Origin of the sequence: Flavobacterium sp. LM5 (assembly GCF_002017945.1) — a bacterium.
GTDB lineage: Bacteria > Bacteroidota > Bacteroidia > Flavobacteriales > Flavobacteriaceae > Flavobacterium > Flavobacterium succinicans.
Genome location: NZ_MUFX01000001.1, coordinates 1501783 through 1525918 on the forward strand (window position 1 = coordinate 1501783; position 24136 = coordinate 1525918).

General features: G+C 36.0%; 24 protein-coding genes. 14 read left to right on the forward strand and 10 right to left on the reverse strand.

The window, feature by feature from the left end:
* Positions 1 to 235: 235 nt before the first annotated feature.
* The 7 genes from BXU11_RS06355 (at position 236) to mtaB (ending at position 7575) form a co-directional block, all read left to right on the forward strand.
* Positions 236 to 1159, forward strand: coding sequence for an ABC transporter ATP-binding protein (locus BXU11_RS06355; protein ID WP_024981193.1), 924 nt, complete (start codon positions 236 to 238; stop codon positions 1157 to 1159).
* Positions 1160 to 1386: 227 nt separating this feature from the next.
* Positions 1387 to 2703 carry an ABC transporter permease gene (locus BXU11_RS06360; protein WP_024981192.1) on the forward strand — a complete coding sequence of 439 codons (1317 nt, stop codon included), beginning with the start codon at positions 1387 to 1389 and terminating at the stop codon, positions 2701 to 2703.
* Between the two features lie 70 nt (positions 2704 to 2773).
* Positions 2774 to 3937, forward strand: coding sequence for a sigma-54 dependent transcriptional regulator (locus tag BXU11_RS06365; RefSeq protein ID WP_078211393.1), 1164 nt, complete (start codon positions 2774 to 2776; stop codon positions 3935 to 3937).
* 90 nt (positions 3938 to 4027) lie between these two features.
* Positions 4028 to 4672, forward strand: a complete 645-nt coding sequence (locus BXU11_RS06370; RefSeq protein ID WP_078211394.1) for a DEAD/DEAH box helicase — start codon at positions 4028 to 4030, stop codon at positions 4670 to 4672.
* A 368-nt stretch (positions 4673 to 5040) separates the two neighbouring features.
* On the forward strand, positions 5041 to 5259 hold the full coding sequence (locus tag BXU11_RS06375; protein ID WP_024981189.1) for a putative signal transducing protein: 219 nt from the start codon (positions 5041 to 5043) through the stop codon (positions 5257 to 5259).
* A 16-nt stretch (positions 5260 to 5275) separates the two neighbouring features.
* Positions 5276 to 6067, forward strand: a complete 792-nt coding sequence (locus BXU11_RS06380; RefSeq protein WP_078211395.1) for a Cof-type HAD-IIB family hydrolase — start codon at positions 5276 to 5278, stop codon at positions 6065 to 6067.
* A gap of 188 nt (positions 6068 to 6255) precedes the next feature.
* Complete coding sequence (gene mtaB / locus BXU11_RS06385; RefSeq protein ID WP_078211396.1) at positions 6256 to 7575, forward strand: tRNA (N(6)-L-threonylcarbamoyladenosine(37)-C(2))-methylthiotransferase MtaB; 1320 nt, start codon at positions 6256 to 6258, stop codon at positions 7573 to 7575.
* Between the two features lie 73 nt (positions 7576 to 7648).
* Here the strand turns inward: mtaB and BXU11_RS06390 are convergent, their stop codons facing one another.
* The 7 genes from BXU11_RS06390 to BXU11_RS06420 form a co-directional block, all read right to left on the reverse strand.
* Complete coding sequence (locus BXU11_RS06390; protein ID WP_024981187.1) at positions 7649 to 8158, reverse strand: hypothetical protein; 510 nt, start codon at positions 8156 to 8158, stop codon at positions 7649 to 7651.
* 11 nt (positions 8159 to 8169) lie between these two features.
* Positions 8170 to 8886, reverse strand: a complete 717-nt coding sequence (locus BXU11_RS06395; RefSeq protein WP_024981186.1) for a 3-ketoacyl-ACP reductase — start codon at positions 8884 to 8886, stop codon at positions 8170 to 8172.
* Between the two features lie 233 nt (positions 8887 to 9119).
* Complete coding sequence (nudK, locus tag BXU11_RS06400; protein WP_078211397.1) at positions 9120 to 9740, reverse strand: GDP-mannose pyrophosphatase NudK; 621 nt, start codon at positions 9738 to 9740, stop codon at positions 9120 to 9122.
* Positions 9741 to 9804: 64 nt separating this feature from the next.
* Positions 9805 to 11076 carry an adenylosuccinate synthase gene (locus BXU11_RS06405; RefSeq protein ID WP_078211398.1) on the reverse strand — a complete coding sequence of 424 codons (1272 nt, stop codon included), beginning with the start codon at positions 11074 to 11076 and terminating at the stop codon, positions 9805 to 9807.
* A 77-nt stretch (positions 11077 to 11153) separates the two neighbouring features.
* Positions 11154 to 11612 (reverse strand): Fur family transcriptional regulator, encoded by a 459-nt coding sequence (locus BXU11_RS06410; protein ID WP_024981183.1) that lies wholly within the window; start codon positions 11610 to 11612, stop codon positions 11154 to 11156.
* Between the two features lie 83 nt (positions 11613 to 11695).
* Positions 11696 to 13918 (reverse strand): bifunctional (p)ppGpp synthetase/guanosine-3',5'-bis(diphosphate) 3'-pyrophosphohydrolase, encoded by a 2223-nt coding sequence (locus BXU11_RS06415; protein ID WP_024981182.1) that lies wholly within the window; start codon positions 13916 to 13918, stop codon positions 11696 to 11698.
* A 91-nt stretch (positions 13919 to 14009) separates the two neighbouring features.
* Positions 14010 to 14795 (reverse strand): RNA methyltransferase, encoded by a 786-nt coding sequence (locus BXU11_RS06420; RefSeq protein WP_078211399.1) that lies wholly within the window; start codon positions 14793 to 14795, stop codon positions 14010 to 14012.
* Between the two features lie 166 nt (positions 14796 to 14961).
* Here BXU11_RS06420 and BXU11_RS06425 point away from each other — a divergent pair, with 166 nt between their 5' ends.
* Genes BXU11_RS06425 through BXU11_RS06440 form a run of 4 tightly spaced genes read left to right on the forward strand, consistent with a single transcriptional unit; the run spans position 14962 to position 18972 of the window.
* Positions 14962 to 15579 (forward strand): trimeric intracellular cation channel family protein, encoded by a 618-nt coding sequence (locus BXU11_RS06425; protein WP_078211400.1) that lies wholly within the window; start codon positions 14962 to 14964, stop codon positions 15577 to 15579.
* Between the two features lie 13 nt (positions 15580 to 15592).
* Positions 15593 to 16546, forward strand: a complete 954-nt coding sequence (locus tag BXU11_RS06430) for a FemAB family protein (RefSeq protein WP_078211401.1) — start codon at positions 15593 to 15595, stop codon at positions 16544 to 16546.
* Positions 16543 to 17667: a DegT/DnrJ/EryC1/StrS aminotransferase family protein gene (locus BXU11_RS06435; RefSeq protein WP_078211402.1), complete on the forward strand. Its 1125-nt coding sequence runs from the start codon at positions 16543 to 16545 to the stop codon at positions 17665 to 17667. The genes BXU11_RS06430 and BXU11_RS06435 overlap by 4 nt, the downstream gene beginning before the upstream one ends.
* A 33-nt stretch (positions 17668 to 17700) precedes the next feature.
* On the forward strand, positions 17701 to 18972 hold the full coding sequence (locus BXU11_RS06440) for an O-antigen translocase (protein WP_189318509.1): 1272 nt from the start codon (positions 17701 to 17703) through the stop codon (positions 18970 to 18972).
* Here BXU11_RS06440 and BXU11_RS06445 read toward each other — a convergent pair.
* Positions 18969 to 20108, reverse strand: a complete 1140-nt coding sequence (locus BXU11_RS06445; RefSeq protein ID WP_078211406.1) for a glycosyltransferase — start codon at positions 20106 to 20108, stop codon at positions 18969 to 18971. The genes BXU11_RS06440 and BXU11_RS06445 overlap by 4 nt on opposite strands.
* A gap of 44 nt (positions 20109 to 20152) precedes the next feature.
* Between BXU11_RS06445 and BXU11_RS06450 the strand changes: the two genes are divergently transcribed.
* The 3 genes from BXU11_RS06450 to BXU11_RS06460 are packed head-to-tail and all read left to right on the forward strand — an operon-like array spanning position 20153 to position 22481.
* Positions 20153 to 20977, forward strand: coding sequence for a glycosyltransferase family A protein (locus BXU11_RS06450; protein WP_189318510.1), 825 nt, complete (start codon positions 20153 to 20155; stop codon positions 20975 to 20977).
* Complete coding sequence (locus BXU11_RS06455) at positions 20974 to 21381, forward strand: FdtA/QdtA family cupin domain-containing protein (protein WP_078211408.1); 408 nt, start codon at positions 20974 to 20976, stop codon at positions 21379 to 21381. Before BXU11_RS06450 ends, BXU11_RS06455 begins: the two co-directional genes overlap by 4 nt.
* Complete coding sequence (locus tag BXU11_RS06460) at positions 21378 to 22481, forward strand: glycosyltransferase family 4 protein (protein ID WP_078211410.1); 1104 nt, start codon at positions 21378 to 21380, stop codon at positions 22479 to 22481. The genes BXU11_RS06455 and BXU11_RS06460 overlap by 4 nt, the downstream gene beginning before the upstream one ends.
* On the opposite strand, the gene BXU11_RS06465 is transcribed toward BXU11_RS06460, so the two are convergent.
* Both BXU11_RS06465 and BXU11_RS06470 read right to left on the reverse strand, forming a co-directional pair.
* Positions 22468 to 23364: a glycosyltransferase gene (locus BXU11_RS06465; protein ID WP_078211412.1), complete on the reverse strand. Its 897-nt coding sequence runs from the start codon at positions 23362 to 23364 to the stop codon at positions 22468 to 22470. The genes BXU11_RS06460 and BXU11_RS06465 overlap by 14 nt on opposite strands.
* The gene (locus BXU11_RS06470) at positions 23364 to 24047 is read right to left on the reverse strand and encodes a cell division ATP-binding protein FtsE (RefSeq protein ID WP_024981171.1); all 684 of its coding nucleotides are present in this window, start codon (positions 24045 to 24047) and stop codon (positions 23364 to 23366) included. The genes BXU11_RS06465 and BXU11_RS06470 overlap by 1 nt, the downstream gene beginning before the upstream one ends.
* Positions 24048 to 24136 lie beyond the last annotated feature (89 nt).

Below are 24136 nucleotides of genomic sequence, written 5' to 3' on the forward strand. Positions count from 1 at the left end.
CCCGATTGTAGTGGAAATCCTTTGATGCCGGGGTTCGGCAGCAAAGATTGCAACGGAAAGCGGGACGACTCGTGCTTGAAATATCGATTCGTGCTGCTCCCAAAAAACAGGAAACGACTTCAAGTTTAGAGTTGAAGTTCGTCTAGTTTTATTGCTGTAAAAAGCGGCATTTTCTGTAACAATTGGGCGTTGTTGACTACTAATTACCTATTTTTGCAATTCTAAAAATCAAGCTATGAGTAGTATTCTCGAGGTAAAAAATGTAGTGAAACAATATGGCGATTATGTGGCGCTTAATTCCGTTTCGCTTTCGATACCCAAAGGCAGTATTTATGGTTTATTAGGACCTAATGGTGCCGGAAAAACCTCTTTAATTCGTATCATCAATCAGATTACGTTGCCCGATAGTGGTGAAGTACTTTTGGATGGTGAAAAACTGCAACCCCATCACATTCAACACATCGGGTATCTTCCCGAAGAGAGAGGTTTGTACAAATCGATGAAAGTAGGCGAGCAGTGTTTGTATTTGGCGCAACTGAAAGGGCTTTCTAAAAAAGAAGCTAAAATTCAGTTGGACTATTGGTTTGAGAAATTAGACATCAAAGGCTGGTGGAATAAGAAAATCGAGGAGTTGTCAAAAGGAATGGCACAAAAGATTCAGTTTGTGGTGTGTGTGTTGCACCAACCCAAATTGTTGATTTTTGATGAGCCGTTTTCAGGTTTTGACCCTGTGAATGCTAATATTATCAAAGATGAGATTTTAGGATTAAAGGAAAAAGGTACGACCATTATTTTCTCAACCCATAGAATGGAAAGTGTAGAGGAATTGTGTGACCATATCGCTTTGATTCATAAATCGAATAAACTCATAGAAGGAAAATTGGAAGAAGTAAAACGCCAATACCGCTCTAATAGTTTTGAAGTGGGTATTTTGACGGATAATGTCGAAGGCTTAATGTATGATTTGACGCAAAAATTTACCGTGGGCCCAGCCAATTTCAAGTCTTTGAATCAAGAATTGAAATTAGAAATTCAGCTAGGTACTGGGACACCAAATGAGTTGTTGCAAGTCCTTACTCAACGTGGTCAAGTGACGCATTTTGTGGAAAAAATCCCAAGTGTGAACGATATCTTTATTAAAACTGTAACTGAAAAATAATCTTTTGAAATTTTAAAATTCCAAATATCAAAAGTATTGGAATTTAAGTTTTAAATTTTTAAACAAGTATTACCATGAATTGTGTGGGTAAGGAAAAAGTTTTTTTACCATTAAGAATATTAAGGTTGCGATTGCTTAATGAAACTTAATTACTTAATGGTTCAAAGAAATAAAAATTTTAATTTTAAAACCACACGATTGATAGTAAGACCTATAAAACTAACTATATGAGTATGATTTCGTTGATTATAAAAAGAGAATTTATTGCCAAGGTGCGCAACAAATCCTTTATCGTGATGACTTTTTTGAGTCCACTTTTGTTTGTTGGAATTGCCGCTTTTGTTAGCTATTTGGCGTCCATGAAGGCTGATACTAAACAGATTGCGATTCACGACGAAACAGGTTTGTTTGTTGCCGATTTTATGGCCAAAAATAAAAAAGATAGCGAATTCCAGTATTTGGATTTGTCAGTTTTGGAAGTGAAAGCACTCAAAGACAGTATAACCTCTGAACGTTTTGACGGTTTGCTAGCCATTCCAAAAACCACGTCAATTGCCGATTTGGAGAAGAAAATTCAATACATCTCAAATGATAGTCCTAGCATTCTTTTTATCGAAGGAGTCCAAAAAGTATTAGATCAAAAAATCACCCAACTCAATTTTCAAGCCGCAAAATTGGATACTGTGGCGATACATAAAGCGCAGTCCAATATCAACATCAGTTTGAGTAAAGCCTCAGGCGAGGAAAGTTTGAAAGGATTGAATGAAATTAAAATTGCCATTGGTGGTGCTTTTGGGTATTTGATCATGATGTTTATTGTGATTTATGGCAATATGGTGATGCGAAGCGTAATCGAAGAGAAAACCAATCGTATCATCGAAATCATTATTTCTTCGGTAAAACCTTTTCAGTTGATGATGGGTAAAATCATTGGAACTTCATTGGCAGGTATTCTTCAGTTTTTAATTTGGGCGATTATAGGTTTAGGATTGTTATTTGGTGCTTCTTTGTTTTTTGGTGTCGATTTAGGTCCAACTGCCAAAGTGCCTCCTGCAGTGATGCAAGCTGCTCAGCATGAATTAGCCAATACGGCGCAATTGTATATAGCTGAATTATGGAATCTTCCGATTGGGACTTTGCTGACTTGTTTTGTGATTTATTTCATTGGAGGGTACTTTTTGTACAGTTCCTTTTATGCTGCCATCGGTGCTGCGGTTGACAACGAAACCGATTCACAACAGTTTTTGCTACCGATTATTATGCCTTTAATTTTGGGTGTTTACATCGGGTTTTTTACGGTAATCAATGACCCTCACGGCACGGTAGCCACCATTTTCTCGATTGTGCCTTTGACATCGCCAATCGTGATGCTAATGCGTATTCCTTTTGGCGTACCTTTGTGGCAAATTTTGCTTTCGATAGTACTTTTATTCGGAACGTTTTTATTGGTAGTTTGGTTTGCATCCAAAATTTATCGCGTGGGTATTTTGATGTACGGTAAAAAACCAAGTTGGAAAGAATTGTATAAGTGGTTGAAGTATTAAATTCCAAAAAGTAAATCCCAAAATCCAACTATTGGAATTTGGAATTTTTAAAATTTGAAAATTGTTAAGAATGAGTAAAATATTAATTATAGAAGACGAAGCAGCGATTCGTAGGGTTTTGGTAAAAATCCTTTCAGAAGAAAATGATTCGTATCAAGTAGACGAAGCTGAAGACGGTGCTGTAGGTTTAGAGAAAATAAAAAATACCGATTATGATTTGGTGCTTTGCGATATCAAAATGCCAAAATTAGACGGTGTGGAAGTATTGGAGGCTGTCAAAAAAATCAAACCTGAAATTCCAATGGTGATGATTTCAGGACACGGCGATATGGAAACGGCCATCAATACGATGCGTTTGGGAGCTTTTGATTATATCTCAAAACCGCCTGATTTGAATCGATTGTTGAATACGGTTCGCAATGCCTTGGACCGCAAAAAATTGGTAGTTGAGAATAAAATTCTAAAGAAAAAAGTTAGCAAAAACTACGAAATGATTGGCGAGAGCGAAGCTATTAATCATATCAAAATGATGATTGATAAAGTAGCTCCTACCGAAGCCAGAGTATTAATCACAGGACCTAACGGGACGGGAAAAGAATTAGTAGCTCATCAATTGCACGAGAAAAGTGAACGTGCTAGTTTTCCTTTAATCGAAGTGAACTGTGCTGCTATTCCATCAGAATTGATAGAAAGTGAGTTGTTTGGACACGTAAAAGGCGCTTTCACCTCGGCAGTGAAAGACCGTGCAGGAAAGTTTGAAGCAGCGGATAAAGGCACTATTTTCTTGGACGAGATTGGTGATATGAGTCTTTCGGCTCAAGCCAAAGTGTTGCGTGCGTTGCAAGAAAGTATGATTACGAGAGTGGGAGCCGATAAAGACATTAAAGTGGATGTTCGTGTGGTAGCTGCAACCAACAAAGACTTGAAACAAGAGATTGCCGAAGGTCGTTTTAGAGAAGATTTGTACCACCGTTTGGCGGTTATATTAATAAAAGTTCCTGCGTTGAATGAACGTCGCACCGATATTCCGATGTTGGTTACACATTTTGCAGAGAAAATTGCTTCAGAACAAGGCAATGCTGTGAAAAAATTCTCGGAGGCAGCCATTAGCTTGCTTCAAGAATACGATTGGACAGGAAACATACGAGAGTTACGCAATGTAGTGGAACGCTTAATAATTCTGGGAGGAACCGAAATCTCTGAAACGGATGTGAAGTTGTTTGCTTCAAAATAAATTTAATGATTTGAAGATTGAAAAATGTAAAGATTAATAAATGCAATAAATCTTTCAATTTTCAATTCTTCAATTTTTCAATAAGGACAAATGAAACTAAAAAAAATAAACGAGAATCTTCAAAAAGCATTGATAGAAAATGGTTTAGTAGAAGCCAATGCTATGCAGCAAGAGACTTTTTCTACGCTAAAAAGTGGTGCAGATTGTTTGATCATTGCACCAAAAGCAAGCGGAAAAACAACGACTATTGTTATCAATGTAATTCAGCGTTTGGCGGGTGCCAATGAAGAATCTCCAAGAGCACTTATCGTAGTTGAAGACAAAGCCAAAGTGTTGGCAATGGAAGAGCTTTTTGATAAATACAATCGATATGCCAAGTTAGAAGTATACGGAGTACACGATAAAGGCGATATGGACTATGACAAAAATTACATATCCACAGGTATCGATGTTTTGATTGGTACACCTAATCGATTGAATGAAATGTTTTCCTCTGCAGGTTACAATGTCAATCGTTTAAAAATGTTCATCATTGATGACACTGATCCTATGTTGAAATTACGTCACGAAACCAAGATTATGCGTATTTCAAACAGTATTGCCAAAACGCAACGTATCATTTTTGCGGAACAAATTACGGAACGAATTGATTTGTTGGCAGAGAAAATGCTAATCGAACCTTTTGAGTTTGATTTCGATGAAGAAGAGGAAGAGGAGGAAGAAGATACAGAATAGATTTTAGACGTGAGATTTAAGAAAGCAGACCTCAGAATAGAACCCAATGTCATTAAGTTAAGGAATAATCAATAATTTGATTACTGATTTTTGAGTAACAATTTTTGATAGCTGATGTATAAGATGCTGAAAATTATATAATTTTCACTCACTTGCTCCAAAATCTAAAATCAAGAATCGTTACTCTACAATCTAAAATCTCTTAACTTAATGACATTGGAATAGAACCTTTGCGCTTAAATTTGAACTCAACAACAACCCCTCAACAACAAACTACTTACAACAAACTACTTACAACAAACTACTAACAACAAACCATAAACCACAAACAGTTAACCACCAACCCTCAACAACAAACATAAAACAGTATGGGATTAATGAAAGTGTTTTCAGGCAGTGAAATATTAGCACTAGCCTTACAAGAAAAATTAGAAACAGCGGGAATCGAAACCGTAAAAAAAGACAATATTCAATCGGCTCGTTTGGGTGGATTTGGTGGTTCCGATTTGGCCATTGAAATTTTTATTCAAGAAACAGATTTTGCTAAGGCGAATCCAGTTATCGAGGATTTTAGAATGAGTATTTAAATTGTTTCCATAAGTTATGAAATACAAAATGCTAGTTTTAGATATGGATGACACGCTGTTGACAGATAATCATACCATTTCTAAAGAGAATCGAGCCATGATTGCTATGGCACAAGAAAAGGGTGTTGAAGTGGTTTTAGCATCAGGAAGACCTACGCCAGCGATGACACATTTTGCGAATGATTTGCAGAATAATTATATGATTTCCTTTAATGGTGCCGTAGTTACCGATTTAAAAGACGATACGGTAATTTTTGAACAATCGCTGACCAAGGAGCAAATTCACGAACTACATGATTATAGTCTGAAGGCGAAAACGCATATCATTACGTATATTAATAATACGATTGTAAGCGAAACCCACTCTGAATTTATTGAGGTTGAACGAAGCATAACGGGTATGCCGCATGATTTGGTTCCTGATTTTAAAGCGGCTGTCACTTCCAATGCAGTAAAATGTATTTTACTAGAAGACCCTTCTTATTTGAAAACGGTAGAGAGCGATTTGAAACAAGCAATGCCTGATTTAAGCGTTTCTATGTCGAAACCTTTCTTTTTGGAAGTTGCCCCTAATGGCATTGATAAAGCCGCAAGTATTCAATTTTTAGCCAAAAGATTAGGTATTGAACAAAGCGAAATTATTGCAGTAGGCAATGCAGGAAACGATTTGACCATGATTCAATATGCGGGATTAGGCGTTTGGGTGGATAATGTAACTCCCGAATTGAGAGGTTTTGGAGATATTGTTGTAGCTTCGAATAATAATCACGGCGTAGCTGAGGTTATCGAACGCTTTATTTTAGGTTAGGATAAAGGCTACTCTTTTATTAAGATTTAAAAAATCCGCTGTTTTTCATTGTAATAAATAAAAATTAGCGGATTTTTTAGTGCTTTAGTGTTTAAATTATCTAACTGCTTCATTTTTAATTCTTAGAATTTATATGTAAATTTGCACCCTCAATTTTTTGACAACGATTTCATTAATTGAGCTATCTTATGGAAAATAAAAAACGTGTAGCCTTCTATACGCTGGGTTGTAAATTGAACTTTTCAGAAACGTCAACCATAGCGAGAAATCTTCAAGAAGAAGGCTTTGAAAGAGTGGATTTTGAAGAAGTAGCCGATATGTATGTTATAAATACTTGCTCAGTTACAGAAAATGCAGACAAACAATTCAAGCAAGTCGTGCGCAAAGCGATGAAGCTGAATGATAAAGCCTTTGTAGCCGCTGTGGGTTGTTATGCACAATTAAAACCAGAAGAACTCGCCGATGTGGAAGGCGTAGATTTGGTTCTGGGTGCCACAGAAAAATTCAAACTAAACGATTACATCAACGATTTGTCCAAAAACGATTTTGGTCAAGTGCATTCATGCGAAATTGCCGAAGCCGATTTTTATGTAGGCAGTTATTCAATTGGTGATAGAACGCGCGCTTTTCTTAAAGTACAAGACGGTTGCGATTACAAATGTACCTATTGTACCATTCCGCTTGCGAGAGGAATTTCTAGAAGTGATGCTTTAGAAAATGTATTAAAAAATGCTTCTGAAATTTCACAGCAAGGGATCAAAGAAATAGTGCTTACAGGTGTAAATATTGGCGATTACGGAAAAGGAGAGTTTGGGAACAAAAAACACGAACACACCTTCCTTGATTTGGTAAAAGCACTTGACGAAGTGGAGGGAATTGAACGTCTTCGTATTTCATCTATCGAACCCAATTTGTTGAAAAACGAAACGATTGATTTTGTTTCCAAAAGTCGAACCTTTGTCCCGCATTTTCATATTCCTTTGCAATCTGGGAGTAACGATATTTTAAAGTTAATGAAACGTCGTTACCTTCGTGAAGTATATACCGATAGAGTAGCCAATATTCGTCAAGTAATGCCACACGCTTGTATTGGTGTAGATGTTATCGTTGGATTTCCTGGAGAAACCGATGAGCATTTCCTAGAAACCTATCATTTTTTGAATGATTTAGATATTTCTTATTTACACGTTTTTACCTATTCTGAGCGAGACAATACTGAAGCTATTGCTATGGATGGTGTAGTTCCCAATAACGTTCGGGCGAAGCGAAGTAAAATGTTGCGAGGGTTATCGGTAAAAAAACGTCGTGCGTTTTATGAAAGTCAATTGGGGACTAGCCGAACTGTTTTATTCGAAAGTGAGAACAAAGAGGGATACATTCACGGTTTTACCGAAAACTATGTAAAAGTAAAAACACCTTGGGACCCTGCATTGGTGAATACGTTACACGAAATTCAATTGACTCGAATTGACGAAGACGGAAGTGTTCGAATGGAGTTTATTAACTAACTGTTCGTACTATAATTTATTTCAATTAAAATAGAAAAGCCCTTATTTCAAAGGGCTTTTCTGCTTTATAGTTTTAATTTTCTTCATCAGGAATCACTAACTGGATAGAATTAATATAGTCGGTGTCAAATTCTATAGTTCTTATCTTTTCAGGTTTAAAACTCAATTCACCACCAAATTCTCCTTGGGTGTCCAAGAAATCAAGGATCAGTTCGTCTTTGCTAAGGGCAATGAGTTTTCCTAAATATGCGGAGCGTGTTGATTTTTTGGCAATCTGAAAAACACCATAATTTTCATCCAAAAAAGCGACAATCGAGGCTAAATCTTGAATTGGAATGATTTTGTCAGTCGTAGTTTTCTCCCCTTTTAATCGGATTACTTTTTCGGTAAATTCATGTTCTTCATCTCGGTGTATGGTTTTTACTTTTTTGTGTTTAAGAAGTATAAACCCATCCAGAATAAAATCAACAGGATTTTTACGTAATAAAATCCATTCTTCGGAATAATCGATTAAAAAGCCAGTAAAAATTTCTTTTAAATCTTCAAATTCAATTGAAATTAATTGTCCTATATGTTTTTTCATCGCTAATAATTTTAAGGATTAGTGGACCAGATACTGCTGTTTTTGATAAAAACACGACGGTTCAATTGAAGTTGTGCCACCAACAATTCGGCAATGTCTTCAGCTTGCATTACTTTATCTGGATTACCGTCAGTAAGGTTCAGTTCTTTGGCCATGTCTGTCGCCACAGTACTTGGTGTCAAAGCGCTCACTCTAATATTGTGCTTGCGCATTTCTTGCATCAATGAATCGGTCAAGCCTAAAAGCCCAAATTTTGAGGCACTGTATGCACTGGTCAACGCATTACCGTTTAACCCTGCTGTAGATGAAATGTTGATAATATCACCCGTTTGTCTTTCGATCATGTTGGGCAAAATAGCACGGGTCACGTAATACACGCCCATCAAATTCACTTGAATAATACGCTCCCATTCTGAGGGTTCTAATTCTAAAAATTTGCCAAAAGCAGCAATTCCAGCATTATTAATCAAAATATCGATAGTTTTAAACGTGCTTAACGCTTTTTCAACAGCCAAATTAACCGAATGCATATCCGCGACATCAGCCGTCAATGCAAGGGATTTAACGCCAAATGCGCTGATTTCTTTCGCAACTTCATCTATCTCTGTTTGTGTTCTGGCCATCAATACTACATTAACACCTTCTTTGGCCAAGGCTATCGCTATCGCTTTACCTATTCCTTTTCCAGCCCCAGTAATGAGGGCATTTTTATTTTTTAAATCCGTCATGATATAATTTAATTTTAGCTAAAACAAAAGATCAGTCTATCAAAAATAAGCTATTTTCGGTCTAAAATAATGGTTTTCGGCATTCTTAATTTTAGTTTAACATAGCCTTTTTATCATGAGTTATTGTTGTAGTATATGTGTTTGAACGAGTAACACTTTGTCTTTTATTTAATTACTGCTAATAATTAACTTTTGGATAGAAATTCAAATAAAATAAAAATAAGGTCTCACGATTATTCTGGACTACAGTCATTGGCTAATCTCGTTGCGTTGGGAATTAAGCAATTGATTTTGGCGTATTGCAAGAGCATAATTGTTTTGGCATCTTTAATTTCGCCAGTTTCAATCATCAGATACGCTTGATCAAATGGAATTTCAATCACCTCAATTTCTTCATGTTCCTGATCCAATCCGCCGCCCTCGCTTACTTTCATGGAAGCATCATATTCTCCCACAAAAAAATATAGTATTTCTGTAACGGCTCCCGGAGACATATAGGATTCGAATATTTTTTTTACGCTAGAAAGGCGATAACCAGTTTCTTCCTCAATTTCGCGAATAATGCAAGCTTCTGGATTTTCATCATCTAAAACTCCTGCGCAAGCCTCAATAAGTAAGCCTGATGCATTACCATTCAGGTAAGTAGGCAATCGAAATTGGCGGGTTAAAATAACCGTTCCTTTGTGTGTATTGTATAATAAAATAACAGCCCCATTACCTCGATCATACACCTCTCGTTTTTGAGTATCCCAAGTCTTGTCTTTCTTTTGATAGGCAACGGTTACTTTGTTCAAAACATACCAGTTATCTGATAGAAGTTCAGTTTTCTTGATTTGGTATTTAGGATTGTTCATTATCTTTTAGATGTTTTTGTGTTGACAAAAAAAACGCTCTGAAATCTCAGAGCGTTAGGTGTTTTTATTTTAAAATAGTTTGCTTTCTGTCTGGTCCAACAGAAACTATTTTTATAGGCACTTCAACCTCTTTTTCTATGAATTCAATGTATTCTTTCAATTCTTTTGGTAATTCCTCATAAGTAGTCATTCCAGTCAAATCTTGTGCCCATCCTTTGAATTCTTGGTATACAGGAGTTACATTTTCTGGTTCGATGTTGTATGGGAAATGAGCAATTTCTTGACCTTTATATTGGTAAGCGGTACATATTTTTAAGGTTTCAAAGCCAGAAAGCACATCGCCTTTCATCATCATCAATTGGGTTACTCCGTTTACTTGAACGGCATATTTCAAGGCTACTAAATCCAACCAACCACAACGTCTTTGTCTTCCGGTTACCGATCCAAATTCATTTCCAATTTTGGCCATTGTTGCACCTACTTCGTCAAATAATTCTGTTGGAAAAGGGCCACTTCCTACACGTGTTACATACGCTTTGAAAATTCCGTATACTTCTTTGATTTTGTTTGGTGCAATACCTAAACCAGTACAAGCTCCAGCAGCTGTAGTATTAGATGAAGTTACAAATGGATAGGTTCCAAAATCAACATCTAACAAAGAACCTTGAGCACCTTCGCACAAAATAGATTTTCCTGCTTTTTGAGCTTGGTGTAAATATTCTTCACTATCAATAAAATCTAGTTTTTTTAGTTCAGTAATAGCTTCAAAAAATTCAGCTTCCATTTCGGCTAAATTATATTGGATGGCTACATCGTAGAATTTGATCATTTCTTCGTGTTTGTCAGCCAAGGCTCTGTAACGATCTGCAAAATCTTCTAATTCGATGTCACCAACACGTAGTCCGTTTCTACCTGTTTTGTCCATGTATGTTGGGCCAATTCCTTTTAAAGTAGAACCAATTTTTGCTTTTCCTTTGGCCGCTTCAGAAGCAGCATCAAGCAAACGATGGGTAGGTAGTATCAAATGCGCTTTTCTAGAAATGATTAGCTTGCTTTTGATGTCTAAATCAAATTTTTGTAAACCTTCGATTTCTTTTTGAAATACTACAGGATCAATTACTACACCATTACCAATAATGTTAATAGAGTTTTTATGAAAAATACCAGAAGGAATTGTTCTTAAAACATGTTTGATGCCATCAAATTCCAAGGTGTGTCCTGCATTTGGTCCTCCTTGAAAACGGGCAATGATATCATAATTAGAGGTAAGTACGTCTACAATTTTCCCTTTTCCTTCATCTCCCCATTGTAATCCTAATAATAAATCTACGGTCATTATCTGTATTGTTTGTTGTTAAATAAATAGAATTGGACAACGGTTGAGTTGTCCAGTCTTCTTTAGTCTATAAAAAATTATTCTGTTTTCTTTTTGTTACCGTATAAATACAGTGAGTGATTGGTAATTTCGATATCAAAAATCTCTTCGATTGTTTTTTTGATCGTTTGAATTCTTGGATCACAAAACTCTATGACTTCACCAGTATCGGTCATGATGATGTGATCGTGTTGTTTGTCGAAATATGATTTTTCGTAATGCGCCTGATTTTGTCCAAATTGATGTTTTCGAACTAATGCACAATCTAACAATAACTCTATGGTGTTGTATAAGGTAGCCCTGCTCACACGATAGTTTTTGTTTTTCATCTTGATATACAAATTTTCGATATCAAAATGTTCTTCACTATCGTAAATTTCTTGTAGGATAGCATAGCGTTCAGGTGTTTTTCTATGTCCTTTATTTTCGAGATACATTGTAAAAACATTTTTTACAATTTCTTGATTTTTATTGTTTTCTGTAGAGATGAGTGTCATATCTGGCAAAGATAAATTATTTTGTTTAAAGATTAAAGGCCCTAGTTTTAAAGTTGTACATTAATTATTTCTTAAAAGCGCTTTTAGGTATTATAGACTCGGGTTACAGTCTCAATTCCATCAATTTTTTTGATGTTATTGATTAGTTTTTTCAGAATGGTATTATTTTGTACAATTACGGCAATCTGACCCTCAAATAATCCTGCATTAGTACTCAATGAAATGCTCTGAATGTTAACATGCATGTTGTTTGAAATTACTTTAGTGAGTTGGTTGGTGAGCCCCATAACATCCATTCCGGTAATGTTCAGTAAGGCTTTGAATTCTTCTTGAGAAGAGTCAATCCATTTAGCGATCATGATTCTATAGGCATAGTTGGATTGCATTCCAAGGGCGTTGGGACAATCTTTTTTGTGTACTTTTATTCCTTCGTTGATAGTGACAAAACCAAACACATCATCACCTGGAATTGGGGTGCAACAAGGAGCAAATTTATAATCCAATTTGTCGTGTTCTGTACCAAAAACCAATAAATCGTAATTGTTGTTGATTTCTGGTTTGTTGATATCAGCATCGGCCGTGTTTTTTTGATTTCTCTTTATTTTATTTTTAAAGAAATTGATAATGGTGTTGCTTTTTTTGGCCGCAAAGTCTTTTAATTGTTGATTTTCAATAGCACCAATTCCTACTCTATAATAAAGATCCAAACTGGTTTTGAGTTTGAAAAAATTCACCAACTCATTGGTTACTGATTCACTCAAATTAATTTTCAAATGTTTCAGTTTTCGAGTAAGAATCTCTTTTCCTTCCTCGCCAATTTTTTTGGTGTTTTCGTTTAAGACATTTTTTATTTTAGTTTTGGCTCTTGAGGTGGTTACATAATCGAGCCAGTTGGCGGTTGGTTTTTGGTATTGTGAGGTAATCACATCGACTTGATCCCCACTTTTGAGTTCATGGTTCAAAGGGACTAGTTTTCCGTTTACACGAGTTCCTCTGGTTTTAATTCCTATTTCTGAATGGATGCTAAAAGCAAAATCTAATGAGGTAGCACCTTTGGGCAGTGATTTGATATCGCCTTTCGGGGTAAATACAAAGATTTCTTTTGAATATAAATTCATTTTGAAATCTTCCACAAAATCAACAGCGTTGGTTTCTGAGTTTTCTAATGCTTCACGTAATAGATTCAGCCAAACATCTAAGCCACTTTCTTCGGTAGCGCCATTTTTGTATTTATAGTGTGCGGCATATCCTTTTTCGGCAATTTCGTCCATGCGTTCACTTCGTACTTGCACCTCTACCCATCGTCCTTTTGGTCCCATAACGGTAATATGAAGTGCTTCATAACCAGTAGATTTAGGCGAAGAAATCCAATCTCGCAATCGGCTAGGGCTTGGTCTGTAAAAGTCTGTAACTATGGAATAGATTTTCCAAGCTAAAAATTTCTCTTCGTGAGGTTCTGCATTGTATACTATGCGCAAAGCAAATTTGTCATACACTTCGTCGAAACGCACATTTTGAGCTTTCATTTTCCGACGGATGGAGTATATTGATTTGGGTCTTCCTTTTATGATGTATTGGATACCTTCTTTGTCCAAAGAAGTTTTTAGTACATCTGAAATGTCTTTGATATACGCATCTTGTTCTTCTTTGGTTTCTTTTATTTTACTAACAATTTCATTGTATACATCGGGTTCGGTGTATTTTAGCCCTAAATCTTCTAATTTGGTTTTGATGTTGTATAATCCCAATCGGTGTGCAAGTGGGGCATAAATATATAAGGTTTCCGAAGCGATTTTAGTCTGCTTATCCTCTCTCATCGAATCCATGGTTTGCATATTGTGCAAACGATCGGCCAATTTTATCAAAATTACACGCACATCATCGTTCAAGGTCAGAATCATTTTTCTAAAATTTTCGGCTTGAATAGAGGCGTTTAAGTCTTTTTGAACCAACGATATTTTGGTTAGTCCTTCAACGAGTTGCGCCACTTTAGGATTAAAAAGGCGTTCAATTTCGCGAACCGTCATGGGGGTATCCTCAACCACATCATGTAACAAAGCGGCGGCTATAGAGGTAGCACCTAAACCAATTTCCGAAGCGACAATTTTGGCCACGGCTATAGGATGAAAAATATAAGCCTCACCTGATTTTCTTCTTTGGTCTTTGTGGGCATCCACGGCAACGTCAAAGGCTAAACGAATCAGTTTTTTATCTGTTGTCGTTAAGGTTTGGTAGCTAATACGCAACAATTCTTTGTATTCTTGTGCGATGGCTTTGTTTTCTTTTTCTATTTCTAATTCGGTCATAACGGCAGGGTTCTTTTTCTAAAAATAAGTAATTATTATCGGACTTGCAATTGCGAGTTAGTCTTTCTGTTTCGAGTAATTTTGGAGAGCATTAAAAACCTCTTTGTCTTTTGGCTTCGAAAATCAAAATAGCTGCCGCCACCGAAACGTTCATCGAATCGATTTCGCCTTGCATGGGGATAATGATGTTTTGCGTGGCTGCATCACGCCATTCTTGCGTGAGTCCTGTAGCTTCTGTTCCTACCACCAAAGCTGTTGGAGTAGTATAATTTTGTAAATGATACCCGTTAGAATTTTGTAACGTTGCACAATAAAAATGAATGTTTCTCTGTTTCAAAAAAGTAATAATTTCGGCCGTGCTGCCTGTTGCGATTTGATTGGTAAACAAACAGCCTACGCTCGAACGAACAATATTCGGATTATACAAATCACTTTTTGGATTGGCAATGATTACAGCATCCAAATTAGCTGCATCTGCCGTTCGTAACAAAGCACCAATGTTGCCTGGTTTTTCTGGAGCCTCTGCCACCAGAATCAAAGGATTTTCGGAGAGCTTTAAATCGGATAATAAAGTTGATTTGGTTTTGGCTACAGCCAAGACACCTTCTGTAGAATCTCTGTAAGCTAGTTTTTCATAAACGGACGAAGTAATTTCTATGAGTTCAGCATTTGAAACTAATTGTTTGGTTTGGTTTTCTGAACAAATTTCAGGAACAAATAATAAGGTTTCAATTTCGTAGCCGCCTTTTATGGCAATGCTAATTTCTCTTTGCCCTTCAATCAAAAAAGTTCCGGTTTGTTTCCTAGCTTTTGCTTTTTCTTGAAGTAGGACTAATGATTTTATATACGGATTTTGTATGGAAGTAATTTGTTTCAACTTTTTTTTAATTACAAATATACATATTGTGTGGGTTTTGTATAAAATTATACAGGAAGAAAATCATCCAAATCAATTCCATTTCTATTCTGTGTCGTTTTACGAGTATATTTCTTTACTTTTGAAACGATTTTTACATCTTATTTAGCGACTTAAAAGTTATAGTATGACATTTTTTGATGCATTAGACCTTATTGGGACTTTGGCATTTGCCATCTCAGGGGCACTTACAGCACTTCACAAACGCATGGATCCGTTTGGGGTATTAATTATCGCTTTTGTGACAGCCGTAGGAGGCGGAACGCTCCGAGATGTGTTAATTGGTAGAACACCCGTAGGTTGGATGCAAGATTTGAATTACCTGTATGTTATCACCTTAGGCTTTGTTTTGGTAGTCGTTTTTAGAGGGAAACTGCTTAGGTTTAAACTCTCGATGCTGTTATCTGACACTGTTGGTTTGGGAGTATTTACGTTAATCGGAATTCAAAAAGGCCTTGATTTTGGTGTGCATCCCTATATTTGTGTAGCATTGGGCACCATGACGGCTTGTTTTGGAGGCGTTATTAGAGATGTTTTATGTGTTGAAATCCCTGTTATTTTTAGAAAAGAAATATATGCCACGATTTGTATTTTAGGAGGAGCGGTCTTTTTTGTACTCAAAGAATGGCAACTTCCCGATACGTTGGTTTACCTAATCACTTCTTTAGTTATTATTGTTGTTCGATTGCTTGTGGTTAAGTTTAATTGGTCATTACCCACCTTGGATTTAAAACCAAATCAATAACTTTTAAGTTTTTATGGTGAAAAATTATACGATAAAGCACTATGAAAAAAGTGATTACGAGCTTTGGAACACCTTTGTAAGTACCGCATACAATGCAACCTTTTTGTTTCATAGGGACTTTATGGAGTACCATCAAGATCGATTCGATGATTTTTCACTTCTTGTATTTGATAAAACGAAGTTGATAGCTATTTTGCCCGCCAATAGAGTAGACAACAAGATATATTCACATCAAGGATTGACTTATGGTGGATTGGTGTATACTTCCAAATTAAAAATAGAAAAGATAGAAACGATTCTGGATTTGTTGTTTGATTTTTTCAAGGGCAAGCGGATAGAACATTTTTATTTACATCCAATTCCTTCGTTTTATTTAGGACATGGCAATGCAGCAATTGACTTTTTTTTGATGAAAAAAGGAGCGCAATTGTACCGAAAAGAAATGAATATGGTCGCACATTTGTCTCAAGAGATTCCAATTTCTAAAAGTAAATTAAAGCATTTTAGACGGACAGAATTATTAGGATTGAGAGTAGTTGAAGAAACTAATTTTCAGCCTTTTTGGGAAAAGATTTTAGAGCCAAGATTAGCAGAAAAATACGATGCGAAACCAGTTCATAGCTTAGCAGAAATTCAATTGCTTCACGAAAGATTTCCCAAAAACATCAAACAATTTTCAGCTTATTTAGAGGATAAAATTGTCGCAGGAATCACCATTTTTGAATTTGAAAACGGAGTAAAATCGCAGTACGGTGCCACTTCCAAAAAAGGTGAAAAATACCGCGCCTTGGATTTTTTATTCATTTCTTTACTAGATATTTTTCAAAAAAGAGGCAAACTTTTTTTTGATATGGGAATTGTAAATGACTCTGGTGAAAAAGGATTTCATAGCGGCTTATTACAGCAAAAAGAAGAATTGGGTTGCACGGTTTGGAGTCAGGATTTTTATAAAATCACCTTAAAATGATACGATTTTTAGACTTAAAAAAAATAAACGAGCGGTATGAAACGGCATTTCAAGATACATTGAAATCGGTTTTAGAGCGTGGTTGGTATATTTTAGGTAAAGAAGTCGAAACCTTCGAAAATAATTTTGCAACCTATTGTAAAACCCAATATTGTGTGAGCGTGGGTAATGGTTTGGATGCTTTGATTTTAATATTTAAAGGCTATATCCAATTAGGTAAATTACAAAAAGGGGATGAAGTTATTGTACCAGCCAATACTTATATTGCTAGTATTTTAGCTATTCTAGCTGCTGATTTGGTTCCTGTTTTGGTAGAACCAAGAATAGAAACTTACAACATTAACCCTGATTTGATTCCAGAAAAAATAACGCCAAAGACCAAAGCTATTTTGGCGGTTCATTTGTATGGTCAATTGGCAGAAATGGAGCGCATTCATACAATTGCTGAACAGAATGATTTATTAGTTATCGAAGATGCGGCTCAGGCTCACGGAATCCCCCTAAGCCCCGAAGGGGAAATGAATGATGTTGAGAAAGCTCCCCCTTCGGGGGCGGGGGGAGCTCATGCCTACAGTTTTTATCCGAGTAAAAATTTAGGAGCTTTAGGCGATGGAGGAGCGGTTGTAACCAATGATGCTCCATTGGCGAAAGTGATACAATCCCTTCGTAATTATGGTTCCGAAACAATATATCTGAACGAATTTATTGGTGTAAATTCAAGATTGGATGAAATTCAAGCCGCTTTTTTGAACCTGAAATTATCTAATTTAGATGCAGATAATGAAAAGCGAAGAAGTATTGCCAAACGCTATTTGACCGAAATCAAAAACGATAAAATCATCTTGCCATTTTGGGATTTTTCTAAAAATCACGTTTTCCATTTGTTTGTGATTCGAACTTCAAGAAGAGCTGAATTACAAGCCTATTTACAACAACACCGCATCGAAACAGCAATTCATTATCCCATTCCGCCGCACAAGCAAAAGGCTTTGGCACAAATGAATGCACTCTCGTTTCCCATCACAGAGAAGATACACGAGGAGGTTTTGAGTATTCCGCTACATCCAGCTCTAAAGGATGAAGAAGTTAGTGCTATCATCAAAGCCTTAAACCAATATTAATTGCTGATTTTGACCCATTTTAACAATAAGTATTTGAAGTTTTTTAAAGAAAATAATCTATTGAAGGTGCTGAGTGTGAATTCACTTTCGGTAGGAACTACTTTTGTATTGGGTTTTATCTCGAACAAGATGGTTGCGGTTTTTTTAGGGCCTTCTGGAATGGCCATATTAGGTAATTTTAGAAATCTGGGTGCGATGCTAAAATCCGTTGCAACGCTTGGTATTAGTACTTCTTTGGTAAAATTAGTAGCTGAGAACAAAGAAAATAAAAAAGCACTTTCGGAATTGTATGCTACTTTTCTATCCGTTTTCTTTATTATTTCTTCTTTATTAGCCATTGGGGTTTTCTGTTTTGCGGAGGCTATCGGACAGCTTTTGTTTCATTCCAACCAATGGACTACTCCAATCCGAATAGTAGGTTTGTCTTTGCCGTTGGTATTGCTTAATACGTTTTGGTTAGCCATTTATAATGGTTTGGAACAGTTCAAAACTATTGTTTTGGTGCAATTGGTTTCTTCTGTTTTGGTTTTTTTGGTTACCATAAGCTTGATTTATTTTCATTCCATTAGTGGTGCGGTATGGGCGATTGCTTTAAGTGAATTACTGATGGTGTTTGCTACTTTGGTTTTTGTAATAAAAGACAAACGCCTTTTTCAATTTCGTTTTCGGTTTTTGGTTAAAAAAGAATACGTGACAGCCATTCAAAAGTTTTCTGCAATGGCTTTACTTACGGCCATTATTGCTCCGTTAACACTGCTTTTGATACGGAATGCAATTACTGTAAATTATTCTTTAGTCGAAGCTGGTTTTTGGGAAGCTACTACCAAATTATCTAGTTTTTATATGCTTTTTTTTACTTCGGGATTGTCATTGTATTATATGCCAAAATTAGCGTCATTGTCAACCGAGGACGCTTTTAAGCAAGAAGTAAAGGTGTACTTTTCGTCTTTTGTTCCTTTGTTTTTAGTAATGTTATTGGTTTTGTTTTTTGCCAAAGAATGGATTTTGAAGTGGGTTTTCACCCCTGAATTTTTGAAGTTACAATCGGTATTGATTTGGCAATTTTTAGGTGATTTTTTTAAAATACTAACTTTAGCTTTTGGGTACCAAATTTTGGTCAAAGCACGACTCAAAGTTTATTTTTTTCTTGAAATAACTTTTAATCTAAGCTATTTACTACTATCACTGTATAGTATAAAAACTCGGGGATATGAAGGAGCGATTCAAGCCTATTGCTGTGCTAGTGCCTTAGGTTTTGTTTTAGTTTTACTGGTATTTAGAAAACTATTTTTACCTAAGAGTTAAAGTTTCCAAGCCGCAAGATATTGTTCTGCGATTTTTTTATAATGATGTTCTTTTTCTATGAATGCTCTTGCTCGTTCTCCAATTTCCTTTAGTTCACTGGGGTTTTCGATTAAGTGGGATAATTGGTTCACAAGGTAATCTTTATCTGGTAGTGTGTGAATTGCTACATTTTCATTTAAACCATAATAATTCATAAACGCCTCGCTTGCACCCGTAAAAACTACTTTTCCTTTTGCCATAGCTTCCAAAGCGTTATACCCTTGGTCCATAGCATAAATTTGGTCCAGTACGATATGTGCTTTATTGTACAGGCTGATGTAGATTTCATAGGGTTGGTTTTCGCAAATAGAGATACGAACTTTAGTACCGTATTTTTTCTCAATTTCGGCCAATGCTTTTTCAAAATAAGGAATTCCTTTTTTAATGTAACTCCCTCGATTAATACCTAAGAAAATCACGACGGGTTCAAGAAGGCTTATGGCTTCAAAAGGATTCTTTTCACAATTGACTGGATTAGGAATCAGTGGTGCATTGAATCCCATACGTTCCATCGGAATTTTATAATCCATATCGGAAGTCGTCATCGATTGACAATTTTGTGCTAACCATTCGAAGGTTTTTCTGTAAGCTGGTTTGGTGTATTTTAAAGGGTAATAAAAATGATTTTTGAGTGTAGCATCTTCAAAAAAAGGCGTCAAAATAGAATAAGGCAATTCTTTTTTTAGCAAATAATCAATAATTGGCGTTTCGTCACCGCAAACCACCAAACTTCGACTTTTTATATTTTGAAATAACTTGCGGTATAGAAATCTCGAAACCCAAGGGAAAGTGGCTAATGCATCTGAATTGATGAGTTGTACATGGTCAAATTTATTAAGTTTTGGAAGTAAAAAGTAAAAACGAATCGCATGTTCTATCTGTTCCATTTCAATTCGAGTTACACTGTAAATAAGGTTTCTTATTTTCTTAAAAAACCAATTACTATTGGTAATTTGGGCTCGAAACGAATAATCAGATGGGAAGTTTTTGAAAGCATCACCCGAGGCTACAAGTACCACTTCATGACCCAATGCCACCAAGCCTTCTTTTAAAGAATTGTGTAACCTGCTGTATTCGCCAATCAAAAGTATTTTCATTTACAAACCCTATTTTTCTATATTTGTGTAAATGTAAGAACAAATTGAATATTCGCTATACAAAAGAGGTTGTTGAAATTATAATTGCAACGATGAATAGGGATTCGTTGGATTTTTTGATTCCGATGTTTCCTTTTGCTCATTTTGCTGATTTTTCAATTTTAATCGTCAATCAAACCCATGAAAATGCTATTTTGACCTCCAGTTTTCCTGCTGTCAAAGTCATTAATTCCTTTGAAATAGGGTTGTCTAAAAGTAGAAATTTGGGATTGAAAAATTCCCGAGGAGAAATTTTAATTTTGGCAGATGATGATGAAGTATTTCAACCTGATTTTATAGAAACAATTGTCGCTGCCTATGAACTGTTTCCCGATGCAGCAGTGATTAGTTTTCAGATTGAAAACGAAAATAGGAAGTTGTTTAAAAAATACCCAAAAAAGAGTCAAAAGTTTTTAAAACCATTGACTTTGTTTTCTGTAATGTCAATTGAAATAACGATAAATAAAGCCATTTTGGACGTCTCAGGAATTGAATTTGATACTCATTTTGGATTAGGAGCGACCTTTGAGATGGGTGAAGAAGCCATTTTTTTAATGGATTTGTACGGTCAACAACAGCAAATTTCTTTTGTTCCCAAAGTAATTGCAGCCCATGAGACACAAACGACTACAGATAAAGTATCGTTTTTGCAACGGTATTACATTCAAGGCGCTTTTTTGAAACGTATAGGAATGAGCAATTGGATTTTTAGCGTTTTACAAAAAGTGTTTTATGATGTAAAACAGAAAAAGATAAGGCTAAAAGAAACACCCAAAGCCATTCAATTTGCGTTTAATGGGCGCAAAAAATACTTAGAAATTACCCAATGAAAACTACTCTTAAAGACCTAAAAACGATTGCAATTCCAGTGGTAGAAGACACTCGAGGGAATTTAGGATTTATTCAAAAGGATATCTTAACCTTCGATTTCAAACGAGTTTATTACCTTTTTGATGTGCCAAGTTCGGCATTTAGAGGAGGACATTCGCATGTTGTTCAGCAAGAAGTTTTGATTGCTTTAAGCGGCAGTTTTGAAGTGGTGTTGGATGATGGCTTGGATAAAAAAACAATTTTACTCAATAAACCTTCGGTGGGATTACTAATTCCGACAGGGATTTGGAGAGAATTACAAAATTTTTCTTCGGGTGCTGTTTGTTTGGTTTTGGCATCGGATGTTTTTGAAGAATCGGATTATATTCGAGACTATCCACAATTTTTGGCTTCCAAACAATGAAATTGCTTTATCTGATTCCGTCTGTCAATAATGCGGGAGGTGTGGCCAAAATACTTGCTCTGAAAACGCATTATTTTATTGAAAAATGGGGTTATGAAATCCACGTAGTTACTCAAAATGAAGGGCATAAAAATCCCTTTTTTGATTTTCATCCTACTATTGTTTGGCATGATATTGAGCGAAAAGGGCAATCGCTGAAGGCTGTTTTTCAATATAAAAAGCAACTTAAGGAAGTAGCACTTTCTTTACAACCCGACTGCATTGTTGTTGCAGACAATGGATTGAAAGCCTATTTGGTTCCATTTCTATTAAACAAAAAAATACCCATTGTATTCGAATGTCACGGGTCGAAATACCAAAAAGAAGCGCCGTTTTCTATTTCCTTTTTGAACAAAATGAAATACAATTGCACCCTTTGGTTTAAAGAATGGGCAGCCAAGCAATTTGATGCCTTCGTTGTTTTGAATGCTGAAAGTGCCAAAGAGTGGCCTGCTTCAAATTGTACAATTATTACCAATCCCTTAGTAATCAGAACTGCAGAAAAAAAGCAAATCAGTTCTAAACGCGTAGTGGCAATTGCCAGAAATGCCTATGAAAAAGGATTGGACCGTTTGCTGGTGATATGGCAGCAAGTGGCTAAGCGTCAACCCGAATGGGAACTTTGTATTTATGGCGTTTTGAATCCCGAAACCCAATTGCTTCCGTTGGCTCAGGCATTAGGTGTTGAAAGTAGCGTTACGTTTTATCCACCTGTTGTGGCCGTTGAGACGGTTTATTTAGATAGTGCTGTGTTTGTGATGACTTCACGTTATGAAGGATTGGGTTTGGTGCTGCTTGAGGCTATGGCTTCTGGTTTGCCTTGTGTGGCTTACGATTGTCCAGTAGGTCCAAGGTCAATTATCACTGATGGTGTAAATGGCTTTTTGGTTGAGGATGGTAATGTTGAGGCATTTGTGGAGCGATTGGCATTGCTTTTTCAGGATGAAAAATTGAGAGAAACGATAGGTGAAAATGCTCAAAAAAGTATAGCTAACTATGAGCTAAATACTATTATGAATCAATGGAAAGCCTTGTTCGATAGTTTGATTATACAGCGTTAGTTTGCAAGTGACATAAATAACCCAATTTGTACCAATCGAAAAGGAGTAAAGATGGTTTTTTTGAACACAAATTTTGGCTGACTTTCTTTTTCGTTTTTTGAAACAACCAACTGAGTAGTCCCACTAATTTTAATTTTTCCACTAATAAAAATACGCGAGCAATCTTGCTTTCTTTGGTATCGATGATTTGATGGCGGACTAAAAACAACAAGTTTTTTTGCGCCATTTCTGTTTTGGCTAAAAAAGCTGTTGAAGTTTCTAAATTGAGATGAAAAGTAGGGTTGTCAAGATGGAATACAGTAATGTTCTGTGAAGCTAAATTGGTGAGAAAACAAAAATCTTCATATCCGTATTCTTTTAGAGATTCTGGAAACGGAAATTGTGTAGCGATTTCTTTTTTGATTAATAAATTAGAAGTTAAAGCGCTGCTGTTGGGTTTTTTATTCCTGATGTTGCAAGGAAGTGCTTCTCTTTTTTGACCATACACCCAGCGTAACAATTGTGAGTTGTATGGCTTTTTGGGATGATATATAATACCTCCAAAAACCAAAGATGACATCGGTTTTTGTATAAACGAAAGATAGTTTTTGATAAAAAAAGAATCTCTAGGAAAGGTGTCGCAATCCAAAAGAAGTAACCAGTCAAATTGAGCTTTTTGAATCAGTAGGTTTCGATTGTTTCCTCTACCTAAATTGACTTTGTTTTTAGAAAAAGTGCAATAGGGTAGCTGTTCAATAGCAAGATTTTCTTCTATATGTGATGTAGAAAAATCGTCTTGGCAAAGGATTTCGAATTGAATTCCGGCTGCAACGCATTGTTTGTGTACTTCCAAAACTAATGGAAATACCGCATAATTGTATACCGGAATAAGAACAGAAAGCATTATACCGTGCGCTGAACCACTTCAAAAATTTTAGAATCTTCGCACTTCAATGTTTTGGAGGGGTATTTTAGCAACAAGGCATAATCATGAGTGGCCATGATGATGGTTTTTCCGTTGGCATTGATTTTTTTGAGCAATTCAAGTACTTCGGCACTGGTTTGAGGATCCAAATTTCCAGTAGGTTCGTCGGCTAAGATGAATTCAGGATCGTTAAGCAAGGCTCTAGCAATGGCTACTCTTTGTTGTTCTCCTCCCGAAAGTTGGTGTGGCATTTTGTTGCCAAAATCTTGCATGCCTACTTTGGTAAGCACTTCTTCGATTTTGTCATTCATTGCAACTGCCTCTGTCCAACCTGTTGCTTTGAGTACAAAAAGCATATTATCGTTTACAGAACGATCGGGTAAGAGTTTGAAATCCTGAAATACGATTCCGATTTTGCGTCTCAAAAAGGGGATTTCGTCTTCTTTTAGGGTTTCTAGACTGAAATCTACAATATGCCCGTTCCCTTCTGTTAAGGGTAAGTCGCCGTAAAGGGTTTTTAATAAACTACTTTTTCCAGATCCCGTTTTTCCAATAATGTAGATAAACTCACCATGATTTACCTCTAAATTTACTTCGGATAAAATGGTTCTTCCTTCTTGATATATGGTTACGTTGTGTAAAGCTAATACGGTTTGTGACATGATTGAAGTGATTTATTGCGTAAAAGTAAGAAGTTAGTGTTTGGATTCAAAATAAATTCAACGCATTCGAATAAAAAACGATACTGTCC

Coding starts and splice junctions, on each gene's coding strand:
- BXU11_RS06355 (WP_024981193.1), top strand. CDS start 236: ATGAGTAGTATTCTCGAGGTAAAAAATGTAGTGAAACAATATGGCGAT.
- BXU11_RS06360 (WP_024981192.1), top strand. CDS start 1,387: ATGAGTATGATTTCGTTGATTATAAAAAGAGAATTTATTGCCAAGGTG.
- BXU11_RS06365 (WP_078211393.1), top strand. CDS start 2,774: ATGAGTAAAATATTAATTATAGAAGACGAAGCAGCGATTCGTAGGGTT.
- BXU11_RS06370 (WP_078211394.1), top strand. CDS start 4,028: ATGAAACTAAAAAAAATAAACGAGAATCTTCAAAAAGCATTGATAGAA.
- BXU11_RS06375 (WP_024981189.1), top strand. CDS start 5,041: ATGGGATTAATGAAAGTGTTTTCAGGCAGTGAAATATTAGCACTAGCC.
- BXU11_RS06380 (WP_078211395.1), top strand. CDS start 5,276: ATGAAATACAAAATGCTAGTTTTAGATATGGATGACACGCTGTTGACA.
- mtaB (WP_078211396.1), top strand. CDS start 6,256: ATGGAAAATAAAAAACGTGTAGCCTTCTATACGCTGGGTTGTAAATTG.
- BXU11_RS06390 (WP_024981187.1), bottom strand. CDS start 8,158: ATGAAAAAACATATAGGACAATTAATTTCAATTGAATTTGAAGATTTA.
- BXU11_RS06395 (WP_024981186.1), bottom strand. CDS start 8,886: ATGACGGATTTAAAAAATAAAAATGCCCTCATTACTGGGGCTGGAAAA.
- nudK (WP_078211397.1), bottom strand. CDS start 9,740: ATGAACAATCCTAAATACCAAATCAAGAAAACTGAACTTCTATCAGAT.
- BXU11_RS06405 (WP_078211398.1), bottom strand. CDS start 11,076: ATGACCGTAGATTTATTATTAGGATTACAATGGGGAGATGAAGGAAAA.
- BXU11_RS06410 (WP_024981183.1), bottom strand. CDS start 11,612: ATGACACTCATCTCTACAGAAAACAATAAAAATCAAGAAATTGTAAAA.
- BXU11_RS06415 (WP_024981182.1), bottom strand. CDS start 13,918: ATGACCGAATTAGAAATAGAAAAAGAAAACAAAGCCATCGCACAAGAA.
- BXU11_RS06425 (WP_078211400.1), top strand. CDS start 14,962: ATGACATTTTTTGATGCATTAGACCTTATTGGGACTTTGGCATTTGCC.
- BXU11_RS06430 (WP_078211401.1), top strand. CDS start 15,593: ATGGTGAAAAATTATACGATAAAGCACTATGAAAAAAGTGATTACGAG.
- BXU11_RS06435 (WP_078211402.1), top strand. CDS start 16,543: ATGATACGATTTTTAGACTTAAAAAAAATAAACGAGCGGTATGAAACG.
- BXU11_RS06445 (WP_078211406.1), bottom strand. CDS start 20,108: ATGAAAATACTTTTGATTGGCGAATACAGCAGGTTACACAATTCTTTA.
- BXU11_RS06455 (WP_078211408.1), top strand. CDS start 20,974: ATGAAAACTACTCTTAAAGACCTAAAAACGATTGCAATTCCAGTGGTA.
- BXU11_RS06460 (WP_078211410.1), top strand. CDS start 21,378: ATGAAATTGCTTTATCTGATTCCGTCTGTCAATAATGCGGGAGGTGTG.
- BXU11_RS06465 (WP_078211412.1), bottom strand. CDS start 23,364: ATGCTTTCTGTTCTTATTCCGGTATACAATTATGCGGTATTTCCATTA.
- BXU11_RS06470 (WP_024981171.1), bottom strand. CDS start 24,047: ATGTCACAAACCGTATTAGCTTTACACAACGTAACCATATATCAAGAA.